The organism is Nonomuraea basaltis (genome assembly GCF_005893125.1).
GTDB classification, from domain to species: domain Bacteria; phylum Actinomycetota; class Actinomycetes; order Streptosporangiales; family Streptosporangiaceae; genus Nonomuraea; species Nonomuraea basaltis.
This window is the reverse complement of sequence record NZ_VCJS01000023.1, coordinates 19,238-35,724: the sequence shown is the minus strand read 5'-3', so window position 1 is coordinate 35,724 and position 16,487 is coordinate 19,238. Positions and strand designations below refer to the sequence as shown.

Below are 16,487 nucleotides of genomic sequence, written 5' to 3'. Positions count from 1 at the left end.
CGGGACGCGCGGGACTGGTCGCGGTGGTGGTGCGCTGATGGCTCTGACGGGACGCGCGGGACTGGTCGCCGCGCTCGGGATCGTGGTGGTGCTGCTCGCGCCTCAGCCCGGGGCCGCGCTGGCGGGTGTCTGCCTGCTGCTGGCCGCCGCGATCGTGGTGGACCTGGTGTTCGCCGGCGGGGTGCGCGCGCTGCGGTTCCACCGCTCCGGTGACACGCTCGTACGCCTGGGCCAGCGGGCCACGGTGGAGCTGATCGTGGAGAACCCGGGGAGCAGGCGCGTACGCGGCGTGCTGAGGGACGCCTGGCCGCCCTCCGCGGGAGCCACCCCGCGGGTCGCCCGGCTGGACGTGCCCAAGGGCGAGCGCCGCAAGATCGTCGTGACGCTCGACCCGACCCGGCGCGGCGACCGGTCGTCGGTGGCGGTCACGGTACGCTCGCTCGGCCCGCTCGGCCTGGCCGCCCGCCAGGGCAGCCACCGGGCCCCGTGGACGGTACGCGTGCTGCCGCCGTTCCTGTCGCGCAAGCACCTGCCCTCCCGGCTGGCCAGGCTCCGCGAGCTCGACGGCCAGCACCCGGCGCTGGTGCGCGGGCAGGGCACCGAGTTCGACTCCTTGCGCGAGTACGTGGTCGGCGACGACGTGCGCTCCATCGACTGGCGGGCCACCGCGCGCCGCCACGACGTGGTGGTACGCACCTGGCGCCCGGAACGCGACCGTCGCGTGCTGATCGTGCTCGACACCGGCCGCACCTCGGCGGGCCGGGTGGGTGACGCGCCGATCCCCATGGCGGGCTCCTGGGCGGCCACGGCGGGCGGCGGCGGGCTGCTGGTCAGGCCGGATACCCTGCCCGCGCCCGGCTGGCCGCGGCTCGACTGGTCGATGGACGCGGCGCTGCTGCTGGCCGCGCTCGCCGCCCGGGCGGGTGACCAGGTGGACTTCCTGGCCTACGACCGGGCCGTACGGGCGTGGGTGAGCGGGGCGTCGCGAACCGAGCTGCTGTCATCGCTGGTCAACGTGATGGCGCCGATCGAGGCAGAGCTGATCGAGGCCGACTCGCAGGGCATGGTGGCGGCCATCCTGTCGCGGGCCAAGCGGCGCTGCCTGGTCGTGCTGCTGACCGACCTGAACTCGGCGGCCCTGGACGAGGGGCTCATGCCGGTGCTGCCCCAGCTGTCGTCGCGCCATCTGGTGCTGGTGGCCGGGGTGTCGGATCCGCGGGTGGCGGCGATGGCGGCGCGCCGGGGGTCGGCCGAGGAGGTCTACGACGCGGCGGCGGCCGAGCACGCCCAGCTCGAACGCCGGCGCATCACGGCCCGGCTGCGGCGGCACGGTGTGGAGGTCGTGGACGCGCCGCCGGAGGACATCGCGCCGGCGCTCGCCGACGCGTACCTGGCGCTCAAGGCCGCCGGACGGCTCTAAGACGGGCCGGACCTCGATCCCCGGCCCCGGATCTCTCCCGCGGCTTGCCGGTGAGGGGTCCTCCGCAGGGTCGGGGTGTCGGTGGTGGCCGTTCAGGCCGTCGGGGCGACGTCCGGGGCGCGTTCGATGTCGCCGGTCTCGTGCTCGCGCAGGGCCCGCCGGCCGAAGACGATCACGTACGTCAGGAAGACCACCTCAGCGAGCACCCCGATGCCCACCCGCGCCCACGTAGGCAGCCCCGACGGCGTCACGAACGCCTCGATCAGCCCCGACACGAACAGCACCACGACCAGCCCCAGCGCCACGCTCATCACAGCCCGCCCCTGCTCGGCCAGGGCCTCGACCCGCCTGCGCCGCCCGGGGTCGATGACCGCCCAGCCCAGGCGCATGCCCGCGGCCCCCGCCAGGAACACGGCGGTCAGCTCCAGCAGCCCGTGCGGCATGATCAGGCCGAAGAAGATGTCCAGCTTGTCCCTGGAGGCCATCAGGCCGCCCGCGATGCCGACGTTCTCGGCGTTGGCATAGAGCACGTACGGGATCGGCAGCCCCAGCAGCACCGAGTAGATGATCATCTGGGCGGCGACCCACGCGTTGTTGATCCACACGCGGCTGGCGAAGGACGCGGCCGGATTCTCCGAGTAGTAGTCGGCGAAGTCGTGCTCGACGAGCTGGGTGATCTCGTCCTCCGTGTAGATGGACGCCTGGACCTCGGGATTGCCCGCCACCCACGCCCCCATCGCCCAGGACACCACCAGGAACGCCACCGCGCTGGCCAGCCACCACCACCGCGCCCGGTACGCCACCACGGGGAACGACACGGTGAAGAACCTCACCAGCTCCCGCCACGCGGGCGTGTGCGCGCCGGTCACCGCCGATCTGGCCCTGGCGACCAGCGCGGACAGCCGGCCGGTCAGCACCGCGTCGCTGGACGAGGAGCGCACGATGGACAGGTGCGTCGCCACCCGCTGGTAGAGGTCGACCAGCTCGTCCACCTCGGCGCCGGTCAGCGACGAGCGATTTTTGACCAGGTGGTCGAGCCTGTCCCATGCCGGGCGATGTGCTGCGATGAACGCGTCGATGTCCACCCGAACATTCTGGCCGCTCGATCACCCCCGCATAGCCGTTAGGCTCCACATATGTCAGAGGTTGTGACCGGCGACGCCGTCGTCGTCGAGGTGCGGGTGGCGCAGATGCCCTCCCGCGCCCTGGCGATCATCATCGACATGGCCGTGCAGCTGACCGTGCTGATCGGGGCGTACGCGATCTTAGGCGCGTTCGCCGTCATCTCGGACTCGGCCATGTTCGCCGCCGTCATGATCGTGCTGCTCGTCCTGGTGATGGTCGGCTATCCCGTGCTGTTCGAGTCTCTCAGCAGGGGACGCAGCCTCGGCAAGCTGGCGCTCGGGCTCCGCGTGGTCAGCGATGACGGCAGCCCTGAGCGGTTCAGGCAGGCGCTGTTCCGCGGGCTGGCCGGGGTGGTGGAGTTCTGGATGCTCTCCGGCGCTCCCGCGTTGATCGCCTCGCTGGTCTCACAGCGGGGCAAGCGGCTCGGCGACGTCTTCGCGGGCACCATCGTGATCTCCGACCGGGCGCCGCGCGACAGCGGGCAGGTCATCATGATGCCGCCGCCGCTGGCGAGCTGGGCGGCCAGGCTGGAGCTCTCCCAGTTGCCCGACGAGGTGGTGCAGGCCGCCCGGCAGTACCTGTCTCGGTGGCACGACCTGTCGCCGCAGGTCCAGCACGAGATGGGCGTCCGGATCGCGACCCAGACGGCGGCGTTCGTCTCGCCCGCCGCGCCGCCCGGCGTGCCGCCGCACGCGTACCTGAGCGCCGTCCTGGCCGAGCGCCGCAGGCGGGAGGAGGCGCGGCTGGCGAAGCGCGCCGGCGCGAACGGCATGCCGTACCAGGGGCCGTACCCGCAGGCGGGCGCTCCGCAGCCGGGACAGCCCGCGCCGTACCCACAGGCCGCACCGCCTCAGTCGGGGCCGTACCCGCAGCCCGGGCCGTACGCCCAGCCGGGGCCGTACACCCAGCCGGGGCCGTATGCGCAGCCGCCGGCCGGGACGCCTCAGCAGCCGCCGGCCCGGCCGCCCGCGCCGGAGCCGCCGCAGGCGACTCCGGGCGGGTTCGCGCCGCCCCAGTGAGGGAGCGGCGACGCGGTCAGCTCAGTGCCACCAGGACAGGTACGACTCCTGGGTCTGCACGTTCAACCGATCGGTACGGACGAACTTGGCGCTGTCCGTGAGCGGATCACTGATCTTGACGATGTCGAGGCCCTCGTGGAAGTCGGCCCCGTAGATGTAACCGTTGTAGTAGTAGGCGGACCAGATGCCGCCTCCGCCGCCCGCCGAGCGGGGACCGCGCTCGAAGTAGCCGATCTCCCTCGGGTTGGCGGAGTCGGTGAAGTCCCAGACCGACAGCCCGCCCATGTACCAGGCCTGCACCATGATGTCGCGGCCCTTGACGGGGATCAGCGAGCCGTTGTGCGCGACGCAGTTCTCCGTGTCGGCCTGGTGGCGCGGGATCTTGAAGTAGCTCTTGAACGTGAGCTGCCCGTTCGAGATGTCGTAGATCGCGTCCGCGCCCTTGTTCGGGCCCGTCGCCTCGTTGCAGGTCGCCCCGCCGCCGCCGCCGAGCTCGTCGGTGAAGACGACCTTCTTGGCATTGTTGCTGAAGGTGGCCGAGTGCCAGAAGGCGAAGTTCGGGTCGGTGGTCCTGGCGGTGACCTTCGGGTCCAGCCGGTCGGAGATGTCGAACAGCACGCCGTCACCCATGCACGCGCCCGCCGCGATGTCCTTCTCGGCGTAGGCGGTGATGTCGTGGCAGCCGCTGGTCGGCACGAGCAGGCCCGGCTGGGTCTCGTTGCCGCCGTCGGGGAAGACGACCGGGGTGGCCGCGACCGCGGCCGCGGCCGGGTTATTGAGCGGCACCTTGATGATCGAGATCTTGTCGTGCGGCGGCAGACAGTCGGGGAAGTTCGCGGCCGGCAGGTACGACGACACGTAGATGTAGACGTTCTTGTACCGGTCACGCCCCTTGCCCGGCACCAGGGTCAGGGTGTGGGAGCCGCAGTTGGTCTCGACGGACTTGATGTACTTCGGGTTGGCCTTGTCGGAGACGTCGAAGATCCGTACGCCCTCCCACGACTCCTTGATCGCGGCGGACTGCCCCGTGCTGGCGCACGAGTCGTTGTTGCGCGAGGAGTCGACGGCGGTGAACAGCAGGTTGCCGTACACGCTGAGGTCCATCTGGGCGCCCGGGCAGACCACTGAGCTGACGACCGTGGCCTTCTTGGGGTTCCTGATGTCGTAGATCGAGAAGCCCCCGTAGTTGCCGACGTAGGCGTGGCCGTCCTGGAACGCGATGTCGGTGTTGATCGTGGCGGCGATCGGGGCGGGCTTGGGGATGTTGAGCACGTGGGTCACGTTCGGGCTGGTGACCACGGTGTCGGGGGGTGGGATGTCGGCGGCCAGCGCAGGTATTCCGGTCAGCGCTAACGCGAAGGCCGCTGCGACCGCCATGAGGGCACGGCGCGGATTGGACATTCGGGAGCCTCCTTGATCACGTATGTCCCGATGATGCTGGCGGCGAGGACCCACGACCGGGGTCCTCGCCGGGGTCGATGACAGATCAGTGGCCGTAGCCGTGTTCGGGGTACGAAGCCTGCGTCTGCGCGTTCAGCGAGCGCATCCTGACGCTGCCCGCCTGGTTCGTACGCCAGTCGTTGATCTTCAGTACGTCCAGCCCCAGGTTGAAGTCGGAGCCGTAGATGTAGCCGTTGTAGTAGTACGCCGACCAGAAGCCGCCGCTGAGTGCCGGCGCGGTGTTGTCCGGGCCGCGCTCGAAGTAGGCGATCTCCTGCGGGTGCGCCGAGTCGGTGAAGTCGACCACGGAGATCCCGCCCTGGTACCACGCCTGCACCATGATGTCGCGGCCCTTGACCGGGATCAGCGAGCCGTTGTGGGCCACGCAGTTCTCCGTGTCGGCCTGGTGACGCGCGATCTTGAAGTAGCTCTTGAACACGAGCTGCCCGTTGACGATGTCGTAGTACGCGTTGGCGCCCTTGTTCGGCCCGATGGCCTCGTTGCAGGTGGCCCTGGTGCCGCCGCCGAGCTCGTCGGTGAAGATCACCTTCGTGCCCTTGTTGTTGAAGGTGGCCGAGTGCCAGAAGGCGAAGTTCGCCTCGTCGCGCACGGTCGCGGTGACCTTGGGCTGTTCGGGGTCGCGGATGTCGAGCAGGATGCCGTCACCCATGCAGGCGCCCGCGGCGATGCCCTTCTCCGGGTAGGCCGTGATGTCGTGGCAGCCCGTCGTGGCGGACTTGCCGTTCGGGTAGGGCGCCGACACGCCGCCGTATCCGCCGTCGGGGAACAGGTTGGGCGTGGCGATCACGGTCGCGGCCGTCGGGTTCCGCAGCGGCACCTTGATGATCGTGATGAGGTCGTGCGGCGGCTGGCAGTCCGGGAACGTGCCGCTCGGGTTGTAGGAGGAGATGTAGATGTAGACGTTCTCGCGCTTGCGGTCGGGCACCAGCGTGTGCGTGTGCGAGCCGCAGTTCGTCTCGACCGACTTGATGTACTTCGGATTGGCCTTGTCGGAGACGTCGAAGATCCTTATGCCCTCCCACGACTCCTTGATCGTGGCGCTCTGCGAGGTGCTGCTGCACGAGTCGTTGTTGCGGGAGGAGTCGACGGATCCGAACAGCAGATTGCCGTAGACGGACACGTCCATCTGGCCGCCCGGGCAGACCACGGAGCTGACCAGCGAGGTCTTCTTCGGGTTCTTGATGTCGTAGATGGAGAAGCCGTAGTAGTTGCCGACGTAGCCGTAGTCGCCCTGGAACGCCATGTCCGTGTGGATGTCGGCGAGGACTTCTGGCTTGGGCACGTTGGTGACATGTTTGATGTTGGGGCTCATGACGATCTCGCCGGGAGCCGGGATGTCCGCGGCTTGGACGGGCAGGGTGGTGCCCGCCAGCGCCACGACCGCCGCCACCAGAATGAGGGCTCTGCGGGGGGTGAACACGGGGCAACCTCCTATAAAGGGGGCATAAACCTAGGTAATCCTCGCTTCTCCGGCCTCCACAGACCAGCGGACAATGTGTCAAATTTAATTGCGATTCGCCCTCTTTCCTTGGGCGGATTTTTCGCTTAAAGTGCGCATTCTCCACCGAGTCAGCCAGGGAGGCTGAGTGCGCGGCGCGCTCATCGTCATCGCAGGCCCAACCATCGGCGCTGTCATCGCTCTCTCCGGCTGCACCTCCAGCACACCGCCGCAGGCTCCGCGCGCCGACTCCACCGCACCTGTGATCGCTCCCGGGCGCCCCGGGGAGCAGGCCGAGACGCTCTCTCCCGGCGAGGCCGCCACCGCCGTGCCCTCGCCCACGGCGAACGCCGCCGACGTCAAGTACGTCCAGGACATGATCGTCCATCACCGGCAGGCCCTCGACATGGCGCTGCTGGCGCCGAACCGGGCGGGCTCGGCCAAGCTGAAGAGCCTGGCAGACCGGATCAAGGCGGCGCAGGGGCCGGAGATCCAGTTCATGACAGGCTGGCTGCGCGACCTGGACCAGAAGGTGCCCGACCACCACGCCGCGCACGCCGGCATGCCCGGGATGGCGACGCCCGAGCAGTTGGAGGCGCTGAAGGCGGCCAAGAGCCAGGACTTCGACCGGCTGTTCCTGGAGCTCATGATCAACCACCACCTGGGCGCGATCAAGATGTCCGAGCAGGTGCTGGCCGGCGGCTCCCACATCAGGATCGAGGAACTGGCCGGCGACGTGAGCGTCACCCAGGCGGCCGAGATCCGCCGCATGCAGGAAATGCAGTCAGCCCTCTAGGAGCCGCTCAGGACGCGGTCGACGCGCTCCAGGAAGGCCTTGGGACCCTCTATAAGGAGGCCCTTGTGCCGGCCAATGCCCTAGGAGCCCACTCGCCACGAATGCAGGTATTCCTCCTGGTCGGCGGTGAGCGTGTCGATGCCGATGCCTGCGGCGGCCAGCTTGAGCCTGGCCACCTCGTGGTCGATCTCCCCCGGCACGTCGTAGACGCCGGGCGCCAGGTTCGCCCGCTCGCCGGCCAGCCACGCCACGGCGAGGGCCTGCGCGGAGAACGACATGTCCATGACCGCGGCGGGATGCCCCTCGGCCGCGGTGAGGTTGACCAGCCGCCCCTCGGCGAGCAGCAGCAGCCGGCGGCCGTCGGGCATGACGTACTCGTCGGTGTTGGGCCGCACGCCGCGGTGCACCTCGTGGGCCAGCTCGTCCAGCGCCCGCACGTCGATCTCCACGTCGAAGTGCCCCGCGTTGGCCAGGATCGCGCCGTCCTTCATGACCGACAGGTGCTCGGCCCCGATCACGTCGCGGTTGCCGGTGACGGTGACGAACAGGTCGCCGAGCATCGCCGCCTGGGCCATCGGCCGCACCTCGTATCCCTGGAGGGTCGCGTCGAGCGCCTTGACGGCATCGATCTCCGTCACGATCACCCGCGCACCGAAACCCTTGGCCCGCTCGGCCACGCCACGGCCGCAGTACCCGAACCCGGCGACGACCACGATGCGCCCGGCCAGCATGGCGTTGGTAGCCCGCATGATCCCGTCAAGCGTCGACTGCCCCGTGCCATACCGGTTGTCGAACATCCGCTTGGTCCGCGTGTCATTCACCGCCACGACAGGAAACCGCAACGCATCCTCCGCGGCCATCTGCCGCAGCCGAATGATGCCGGTGGTGGTCTCCTCACACCCGCCGCTCACCCGCTCCAGCAGATCGGTCCGCTCGGTGTGCAGGATGTTGACGAGATCACACCCGTCATCAAGCACAAGATCAGGCCCAAGATCGAGCGCCTGGTGAATATGCCGGTAGTACGTAGCCCGATCCACCCCGGCCCGCGCATGCACCGCGATCCCATATCCCCGCAGTGCATCGGCGACATCGTCCTGCGTGGACAGGGGATTGGACGCGGCCAGCGCGATCTCGGCACCACCCGCCTTCAAAGCCCCCATGAGCACGGCCGTCTCGGCGGTGACGTGCAGGCAGGCCGCGATCTTCAACCCGTCAAGCGGCCGTTCGAGCGCGAACCGCTCACCGATCGCGGTCAACACCGGCATCGAGCGAGCGGCCCACGAAATCTGCCGCTCACCGCTTTCACTGAGGTCCATGGCCCGCCTTTGAGCGAAGAACACGGCCAAGAATGCGCTCGTAACGGCGAGTGCCCCGTGAGCCTTCACGACCGGCCATGACAGACGGAGAGCAGCGTCGGCGAGTGCGGGTAACTTGGCCTGCCGTAAAAGAAGATTGGTGTGGTTGGCGCTCCGAAGGAGCGACTCCGAAGCGCCTACCTGCACATTTGTCAGTAGCGGTAGTGGTCGGACTTGTAGGGGCCCTCGACGTGGACGCCGATGTACGAGGCCTGCTCTTTGGTGAGCTCGGTGAGCTTGACGCCCAGGGCGTCCAGGTGCAGGCGGGCGACCTTCTCGTCCAGGTGCTTGGGCAGCGTGTAGACCCCGATCGGGTATTCGGAGGTCTTCGTGAACAGCTCGATCTGCGCGATCACCTGGTTGGTGAACGAGTTGGACATGACGAAGCTCGGGTGACCGGTCGCGCAGCCGAGGTTCATCAGCCGGCCCTCGGCGAGCACGATGATCGAGTGCCCGTCGGGGAAGACCCATTCGTCGACCTGGGGCTTGATGTTGTTCCTGACAATGCCCTCGGTGCGGGTCAGCCCGGTAATGTCGATCTCGTTGTCGAAGTGGCCGATGTTGGAGACGATCGCCTGGTGCTTCATCTTCGCCATGTGGGCGGCGGTGATGATGTTGAAGTTTCCCGTGGCGGTGACGAAGATGTCGGCGATGCCGACGACCTCGTCCAGGGTCGTCACCTGGAAGCCGTCCATGGCCGCCTGGAGCGCGCAGATGGGGTCGATCTCGGTGACGATGACGCGGGCGCCCTGGCCGCGCAGCGCGTCGGCGCAGCCCTTGCCGACGTCGCCGTAGCCGCAGACCACGGCCACCTTGCCGCCGATGAGAACGTCGGTGGCCCGGTTGAGGCCGTCGATCACCGAGTGCCGGCAGCCGTACTTGTTGTCGAACTTCGACTTGGTGACCGAGTCGTTGACGTTGATCGCCGGGAAGAGGAGCTGGCCGTTCTTGTGCATCTCGTAGAGGCGGTGCACGCCGGTCGTGGTCTCCTCGGTGACGCCCTTGATGCTCTCGGCGATCCTGGTCCACCTCTTGTCCGCGCTGACCGTACGGGTGAGCAGGTCGATGACGACGTGCCACTCCTCCGGGTCGTCGGCGCCGGCGGTCGGGACGGCGCCGGCCTTCTCGTATTCGGCGCCCTTGTGCACGAGGAGCGTGGCGTCGCCGCCGTCGTCGAGGATCATGTTGGGGGCGTCACCGTTCGGCCAGGTGAGGGCCTGCTCGGTGCACCACCAGTATTCCTCCAGCGTCTCGCCCTTCCAGGCGAACACCGGCACGCCCTGCGGGTCGTCGGCGGTGCCGTTGGGGCCGACGACCACCGCGGCGGCGGCGTGGTCCTGCGTGGAGAAGATGTTGCAGCTGACCCAGCGGACCTCGGCGCCCAGCGCCACCAGCGTCTCGATGAGGACGGCGGTCTGGATCGTCATGTGCAGAGAGCCCATGATCTTCGCGCCGCGAAGGGGCTGGGAGGCCGCGTATTCCTTGCGGACCGACATGAGGCCGGGCATCTCATGCTCGGCGAGCCGGATCTCCTTGCGGCCGAACTCGGCAAGTGAAAGGTCTGCGACCTTGAAGTCCATCGGGTTACCCCTCGCGCTGACGGATGGTTGTCGCGGACGAGTCTAGGCGCCGCCCGGCCGGGGTCGCATCAACACAACGCCGAATCTGACGTAAGAATGTAAGGATGCGCATCACGGAAGCAGCCAAGCGGCTCGGCATGTCCCCTCGAATGCTCCGATATCGGGAGGCGCTCGGGCTGTTGCCGCCGGTGCGGGAGCAGGGGGCGCACCGGCGGTTCGGGACGGACGAGCTGGCCGCCGTGGCTCAGGGGGTGGAGCTGGAGAAGCGGTTCGACGTGTCGCCGGCGGAGCTGGCGTTCGCGCTGCGGGCGCTGAGCGAGCCGGCGGTGGCGGCGGCCGTACGCGACCTCGGGGTGCGGATCGGCCGCATCCAGGTGCCGCGCAGGGCCCTCGACTTCGAGAAGGAGAAGGCCCTGCGGCTGCTGCGCCGTTAAGACGTGGTCGCCCTCGACCTGTCCAGGTCCGGCTCCAGGTAGATGACGCGGGCGATCGGCACGGCCTCGCGGACGCGCCGCTCGGCCTCGTCGATCCCGGCCGCCACCTCCGAGGCCGTCCCGTCGTGCGCCACGGCGATTTTGGCTCCCACCAGCAGCTCCTCCGGCCCCAGGTGCAGCGTGCGCATGTGGATGATCCTGTCCACCTCGGGCGAGCTCTCCAGCGCGCGGCGGATCTGCTCCTCCATCTCGGGCGTGGCGCCCTCACCGACCAGCAGCGACTTGGTCTCCATGGCCAGCACGACCGCGATGATCGCGAGCAGCACGCCGATCATGAGGGTGCCGATGGCGTCCCAGACGACGTTGCCCGTGACGACCGCCATCGTCACGCCGAACAGCGCGAAGATCAGGCCGAGCAGCGCGCCCAGGTCCTCCAGCAGGATGACGGGCAGCTCGGGCGACTTGGACCGGCGGACGAACGCGACCCACGACTGCTTGCCGCGGACGGCGTTCGACTCCTTGATCGCCGTGCGGAACGAGAACGCCTCCGCGATGATCGCGAAGATCAGCACCGCGAACGCCCAGATCGGCGCCTCCACCTCTCCCCCCACGGAGAGCTTGTGCACGCCCTCGTAGATCGAGAAGGCCGCACCGATCGTGAACAGCACGACAGCCACCACGAAGGCGTAGAAGTAACGCTCGCGCCCGTAGCCGAAGGGGTGCTCCTTGGTGCTGGCCCGGGTCGCCCGCTTGCCGCCGATCAGCAGCAGCACCTGGTTACCCGAGTCGGCGACCGAGTGAATGCCCTCCGCCAGCATCGACGAGGACCCGGTGAAGAACGCGGCCACGAACTTGGCCACGGCGATGGCCAAGTTCGCGGTCAATGCCGCAACGATTGCTTTGGTTCCGCCGCTCGCGCTCACCGATCTACTCCACTCATAATGATCACATACAAAGGCCTGGAAAGGATCCTATTGCGAAATCCTGGCCTTCAGCTCAGTGACCGCCGACACAGGGGTCGGATCAATGGCGTATCCCAGCGCCAGGTACGTGCTGGCGTAGTCGCCCAGCGCGATCAGCGTGGCCATCCGCTCCAGCGGGTGCACGCCCTCGGCCGCCAGCTCGGTGACCGGGACGTCGCGCTCACGCGCCAGCCGCAGCGACGCCTCGCGCCGCCGCGTCACCTGCGGGTGCTCCTCGAGGTCGCGCAGGACGACGAGCCGGAGCGTGCGCCCGGCCGTTTCGGCGAAGATGTCGCGCTCGGCCAGCGGCCCGTCGAAGGCGGCCACCTGATTGTGCCCGGCCTCGGGCAGCTCGCCGTAGACGGCGGGATATTTCGCGTTCGCGTTGAGCTGGCAGGCCAGCCGGTACGCGGCCACGGACGCCACCGCCGACGACCCCCAGATCATCGGCACGCTCTCGGCCACGTCCATGGCGAGCGACTTGCCGGGGTTGATGAACGACTCGCTGGACGGCCGGCACCGGTGCGCGATGTCCTCCAATGCCTTGGCCACCCGCTCGAACAGGTCCGCGTCGGCCTGCAGCAGCCGCAGCGCGGCGCCGACCACGATCAAGGGGACGGTCAGCAGCCAGATGTTCGCCCTGGACTGCCCGCTGACGGGCACCGCCACGTAGACGGCCGACGCCTGGGTGGCGATGGCCTCCAGCGGGGAGCCGGCGGGCCCGACGCCGAGCAGCGTGCAGCCGCGCCGCACGGCCTGGGTGGCGATCTCCACCGTCTCCTCGCTGCCGCCCGAGCCGGACACGGCGATGACCAGGTCCGTCGCGCCGACCCAGCCGGGGAGTTGGTAGGAGCGCAGGGTCAGGATCGGCAGCGGCGCGCCGTTGCCGGCGACCGCCGCGAGGATGTCGCCCGCGATGCCCGAGCCTCCCATGCCCGCGACCAGGATGGCGCGCGGGCGCCCCTGGCCGGAGAGGCGGTCGACCCGGGCCTCGACGGCGGCGCGGTAGCCGGTGCGTACGTGAGCCGCGGAGGCGGCGACCGCCGGCAGCATCCCGCCAGGGTCGCCGTCGCTGAGGTGAGCCTGGTCGTCGAGCCGCCCCGGCTCCCAGGTCACGGCTTCCTGGCCTCGTCGACGAGCAGGACGGGGATGTCATCCCGGACCGGATAGATCAGGCCGCAGCCCGTGCAGGCCAGCTCCTCTGCCTCGTTCTCGGCACGCAGGGGCGCCTTGCATGCCGGACAGGCCAGAATCTCCAGCAGCCAGTCGTCGATCTTCACACTGACACCCTTCCCACGATGGCGAGGACCTCTTCCTTGATCGCCGTCATCTTGCTCTCGTCGGCCGCCTCGGCGTTCAGCCTGAGCAGCGGCTCGGTGTTGGACGCCCGGAGGTTGAACCACCAGTCGGGCCCGGTCACGGTCAGCCCGTCGAGCTCGTCGAACTCGCCCCGCCCCGCGAACGCCTCGCGTACCCGCCGCAGCGCCGCGCCCTGGTCGGAGACGGCGCTGTTGATCTCGCCGGAGGCGTGGTAGCGCGAGTAGGCCGCCACCACCTCCGACAGCGGCCGCTCCTGCCCGCCGAGCGCCGCCAGGACGTGCATGGCGGCCAGCATCCCTGAGTCCGCGAACCAGAAGTCGCGGAAGTAGTAGTGGGCCGAGTGCTCGCCGCCGAAGACCGCCCCGGTGCGCGCCATCTCGGCCTTGATGAACGAGTGCCCGACGCGCGTCCGCACGGGGACACCGCCGTTCTCCCGCACGATCTCGGGAACCCCGAGTGACGTGATCAGATTGTGAATGACCGTCGCCCCGGGATATTTGGCCAGCTCGCGCACGGCGACCAGTGCGGTGATGACGGACGGCGACACGGACTCGCCCCGCTCGTCGATCACCCAGCACCGATCGGCGTCGCCGTCGAAGGCCAGCCCGAGGTCCGCCCCGCTCTCCACGACGGCCCGCTGCAGGTCGACCAGGTTCTGCGGCTCCAGCGGGTTGGCCTCGTGGTTGGGGAAGTTCCCGTCGAGCTCGAAGTAGAGCGGCACCAGCTCGAGCGGCAGCCCGTCGAACACGGCGGGCACGGTGTGGCCCCCCATGCCGTTGCCCGCGTCCACGACGACCTTGAGCGGCCTGATCGCCGCCAGGTCGACGAGCGTGCGCAAATGGTGGGCGTATCCCGAGAGCAGGTCCTTCTCGATCAGCGACCCGGTGGGCGTGGCGGTCACGCCGACCAGCTCGGCGGCCCGGTCGCGGATCTCGGCCAGCCCGGTGTCGCCGCCGATCGGCACCGCCCCGGACCGGCACATCTTCATGCCGTTGTAGCGGGCCGGGTTGTGGCTGGCGGTGAACATCACACCCGGCAGCCCGAGGCTGCCGCTGGCGTAGTAGAGCAGATCGGTGGAGCCCAGCCCGGCATGTACGACATCGGCACGGCGCGAGCGGGCCCCTCGGATGAAAGCGTCGGCCAGCGGCCCGGACGACTCGCGCATGTCGTACGCGACCACGACCGATTCCGCCCCGGTCACCTCGACGAATGCCGCACCCACGGCCTCGGCGGTCGGCTCGTCGAGCTCATCGGGCACCACCCCGCGAACGTCGTACGCTTTGAAGATCTTGGCGAGGTCGCCCACTCTCCAGCTCCGCCCTTAGGTCGTTTCCTCGTGGTAAAACGAGCCTACCGGTCGCGATGCTGCTGGGCCGACCTCAGAACGCGCAGATGCCCTCGGCGGCCGACCTCGACCCCTTGGCCGACCGGCTCGCCGCTGCCGGACGGCGTCGGCCTGGCGGCCTCCCTGACCGCGTTGGCCAGCGCCTCTAGATCGTCGGAGCTGGGAGAGGCGGCGTCCGTCGGCAGCCGTACCACCTCCCAGCCGCGGGGGGCGGTCAGTCGCTCGGCGTGTTCGGCGCACAGGTCGTAACAGTGTGGCTCCGCGTACGTCGCCAGGGGGCCGAGAACAGCGGTCGAATCGGCGTATACGTACGTGAGCGTGAAGACTGCAGGCTGGCTGCAGGCGGTGCGGGAACAGCGGCGGACGGGGCTCACGGAGGGACCGTATCTGGTAAGAGTGCGAGGCGCCACTATCTGAGCGCTCTTAACGAGCGTGTCGCCACAATTCGGACACCTGTCGCAGCCTTTCCACCCACATGCCCCGAAGACGCCAACCCCTGCTACCTGGCCGGATCGGCCCCGCCACTCTCGGAACCGGCGCGGCGTCCCCTTAGACTTGCCTCTGTGACTCCGAAGCGCGGTCCCAGACGGCGCGATCGCCACGGTCGTGGCCTCCGCGGCCCGCTCGCCCCCTCCCACGTCCCCATGGCCAAGGCCCGCAGCGAACGCTTCGACGACCTCGTCCTCGACGCCGTCGACCGCCTCCGCCCCCGCTGGGAACGGCAACTGTCGGCCGTGGAGTTCGCGGTGGAGGAGGTGCCGCCGCTGAGCGAGCTGGGCGACGGACCGAGCCTGAGCCCCGACCCGATCCCGTTCGGCCGCGCGGACGCGGCGAGCGGCCAGAGCCCGGCGTCGGTGGTGGTCTACCGGCGCCCGCTTGAGGCCAGGGCGAGAGACCGCGAGACCCTGGGCGCCATGGTCCACGACACGGTGGTGGAACAGGTCGCCACCCTCCTCGGCCTCTCCCCCGAAACCGTCGACCCGGGATACGACGACCGCCGCTGACAGCGACTCCGAAGTACTGCGCGCGCCTGCTCAGGTCCCATGTGACAAGTACGTTTCGCCCCTTGCGTCAGCCGACTAGTCCGTGTTCGGATTAATTCGGTCACCGGATTCGGATCACCCATCCGCGGCCCTCGCGGCCCGCGATCGTCCGTGTCCGGACTAACGGTATGTGATCATGGGAGGGTCGATGGACCAGAACCTGTTGAACGAAATCTGCCTGCGCCAGCTGACACTCAGCGGCGTGCACGAGGGCGAGACGGTGGCAGTCCTGTCAGAGGGCGCGGAACGCCTCGACTACGCCGACGCGTTCCTCTACGCGGCCAAGCGCCTCGGAGCCGCCGCCTACCACCTGCGCCTCCCCGCTCCCACCTCCGCGTCGGGCGCATGGGCGGTCGGCCAGTCCGAACTCGCCGCGAACCCCCACGCGGTGGAGGCGCTCAAGCAGGCGGACATGCTCGTCGATCTGAAGTTCCTGCTGTTCAGCAAGGAACAGTTCGCCATACAGGACGCGGGCACGCGGATTCTCACCGCGGTCGAGCCCGCACCGCTGCTCGCCCGCCTCATGCCCACCCCCGAGCTGCGGGAACGGGTCGAGGTGGGCGCCGAGCTGCTGGGCAAGGCGGGCACGATGCGCATCACCAGCCCGGGCGGGACCGACGTCACCTACCGCCTCGGGGTCTATCCGACGATGAGCGAGTACGGGTACACCGACCAGCCCGGACGCTGGGATCACTGGCCCGCCGCGTTCGTCTTCACCGGAGGCGCCGACGACGGCGTGGACGGCACGATCGTGCTGTCTCCCGGCGACGTGCTGCTCCCGTTCAACACTTACGTACAGCAACCGGTCACGCTCACCATCGAGCAGGGGTTCATCACCGACATCCGCGGCGGCCTCGATGCCGAACTGCTGTCGTCCTACATCAAGTCGTTCGACGATCCTCGCGGCTACGGGATGTCCCATGTCGGGTGGGGGCTGGACGAGCGGGCCCACTGGCACGGCCTGATGCAGTTCCCCGGCGGGATGGGCATGGAGCTGCGTTCGTTCTACGGCAACGTCATGTTCTCCATCGGCCCCAACAACGAGCTGGGTGGGCCGAACGACACCTCCTGCCACTTCGACATCCCCATGCGCGGCTGCAGCCTCTTCCTCGACGACGAGCCCGTGGCCGTGGACGGCGACGTCGTCGTGCGGGAGATGCGCCCGGCCGGACGCCGCTGACCACCTGGA

General features: G+C 69.1%; 16 protein-coding genes. 6 read left to right on the top strand and 10 right to left on the bottom strand.

Annotation, left to right across the window (positions count from 1 at the left end; genetic code table 11):
• Positions 1–37 precede the first annotated feature (37 nt).
• On the top strand, positions 38–1,420 hold the full coding sequence (locus EJK15_RS13770; protein ID WP_138710791.1) for a DUF58 domain-containing protein: 1,383 nt from the start codon (positions 38–40) through the stop codon (positions 1,418–1,420).
• Positions 1,421–1,512: 92 nt separating this feature from the next.
• Here the strand turns inward: EJK15_RS13770 and EJK15_RS13765 are convergent, their stop codons facing one another.
• Positions 1,513–2,505, bottom strand: coding sequence for a stage II sporulation protein M (locus EJK15_RS13765; RefSeq protein ID WP_138710790.1), 993 nt, complete (start codon positions 2,503–2,505; stop codon positions 1,513–1,515).
• Between the two features lie 51 nt (positions 2,506–2,556).
• Here EJK15_RS13765 and EJK15_RS13760 point away from each other — a divergent pair, with 51 nt between their 5' ends.
• Positions 2,557–3,564, top strand: coding sequence for an RDD family protein (locus EJK15_RS13760; RefSeq protein ID WP_138710789.1), 1,008 nt, complete (start codon positions 2,557–2,559; stop codon positions 3,562–3,564).
• A gap of 21 nt (positions 3,565–3,585) precedes the next feature.
• On the opposite strand, the gene EJK15_RS13755 is transcribed toward EJK15_RS13760, so the two are convergent.
• A complete protein-coding gene (locus tag EJK15_RS13755) occupies positions 3,586–4,965 on the bottom strand; it encodes an LVIVD repeat-containing protein (protein ID WP_138710788.1) in 1,380 nt (459 codons plus the stop codon).
• 85 nt (positions 4,966–5,050) lie between these two features.
• Entirely contained in the window at positions 5,051–6,445 is a 1,395-nt protein-coding gene (locus tag EJK15_RS13750) for an LVIVD repeat-containing protein (RefSeq protein WP_138710787.1), read from the bottom strand.
• A gap of 166 nt (positions 6,446–6,611) precedes the next feature.
• Between EJK15_RS13750 and EJK15_RS13745 the strand changes: the two genes are divergently transcribed.
• Positions 6,612–7,259 (top strand): DUF305 domain-containing protein, encoded by a 648-nt coding sequence (locus EJK15_RS13745; protein ID WP_138710786.1) that lies wholly within the window; start codon positions 6,612–6,614, stop codon positions 7,257–7,259.
• Between the two features lie 80 nt (positions 7,260–7,339).
• Here the strand turns inward: EJK15_RS13745 and EJK15_RS13740 are convergent, their stop codons facing one another.
• On the bottom strand, positions 7,340–8,575 hold the full coding sequence (locus EJK15_RS13740) for an adenosylhomocysteinase (protein ID WP_138710785.1): 1,236 nt from the start codon (positions 8,573–8,575) through the stop codon (positions 7,340–7,342).
• A gap of 191 nt (positions 8,576–8,766) precedes the next feature.
• Positions 8,767–10,194, bottom strand: coding sequence for an adenosylhomocysteinase (gene ahcY, locus EJK15_RS13735; RefSeq protein ID WP_138710784.1), 1,428 nt, complete (start codon positions 10,192–10,194; stop codon positions 8,767–8,769).
• Positions 10,195–10,298: 104 nt separating this feature from the next.
• Here ahcY and EJK15_RS13730 point away from each other — a divergent pair, with 104 nt between their 5' ends.
• Entirely contained in the window at positions 10,299–10,628 is a 330-nt protein-coding gene (locus tag EJK15_RS13730; protein WP_138710783.1) for a MerR family DNA-binding transcriptional regulator, read from the top strand.
• Here the strand turns inward: EJK15_RS13730 and EJK15_RS13725 are convergent.
• Genes EJK15_RS13725 through EJK15_RS13705 form a run of 5 tightly spaced genes read right to left on the bottom strand, consistent with a single transcriptional unit; the run spans position 10,625 to position 14,629 of the window.
• Positions 10,625–11,551 carry a cation diffusion facilitator family transporter gene (locus tag EJK15_RS13725; protein WP_138710782.1) on the bottom strand — a complete coding sequence of 309 codons (927 nt, stop codon included), beginning with the start codon at positions 11,549–11,551 and terminating at the stop codon, positions 10,625–10,627. The genes EJK15_RS13730 and EJK15_RS13725 overlap by 4 nt on opposite strands.
• Before the next feature lie 48 nt (positions 11,552–11,599).
• Positions 11,600–12,706 (bottom strand): SIS domain-containing protein, encoded by a 1,107-nt coding sequence (locus tag EJK15_RS13720; RefSeq protein ID WP_138710781.1) that lies wholly within the window; start codon positions 12,704–12,706, stop codon positions 11,600–11,602.
• Positions 12,703–12,870 carry a Trm112 family protein gene (locus EJK15_RS13715; RefSeq protein WP_138710780.1) on the bottom strand — a complete coding sequence of 56 codons (168 nt, stop codon included), beginning with the start codon at positions 12,868–12,870 and terminating at the stop codon, positions 12,703–12,705. Before EJK15_RS13715 ends, EJK15_RS13720 begins: the two co-directional genes overlap by 4 nt.
• Positions 12,867–14,216: a phosphomannomutase/phosphoglucomutase gene (locus EJK15_RS13710; protein ID WP_138710779.1), complete on the bottom strand. Its 1,350-nt coding sequence runs from the start codon at positions 14,214–14,216 to the stop codon at positions 12,867–12,869. The genes EJK15_RS13715 and EJK15_RS13710 overlap by 4 nt, the downstream gene beginning before the upstream one ends.
• Before the next feature lie 44 nt (positions 14,217–14,260).
• Entirely contained in the window at positions 14,261–14,629 is a 369-nt protein-coding gene (locus tag EJK15_RS13705; RefSeq protein WP_138710778.1) for a DUF3499 domain-containing protein, read from the bottom strand.
• 189 nt (positions 14,630–14,818) lie between these two features.
• On the opposite strand from EJK15_RS13705, the gene EJK15_RS13700 reads away from it, so the two are divergent.
• Positions 14,819–15,259 (top strand): metallopeptidase family protein, encoded by a 441-nt coding sequence (locus EJK15_RS13700; RefSeq protein WP_138710777.1) that lies wholly within the window; start codon positions 14,819–14,821, stop codon positions 15,257–15,259.
• Positions 15,260–15,446: 187 nt separating this feature from the next.
• On the top strand, positions 15,447–16,478 hold the full coding sequence (locus EJK15_RS13695; RefSeq protein WP_138710776.1) for a 2,5-dihydroxypyridine 5,6-dioxygenase NicX family protein: 1,032 nt from the start codon (positions 15,447–15,449) through the stop codon (positions 16,476–16,478).
• The last annotated feature ends 9 nt before the right edge of the window (positions 16,479–16,487 follow it).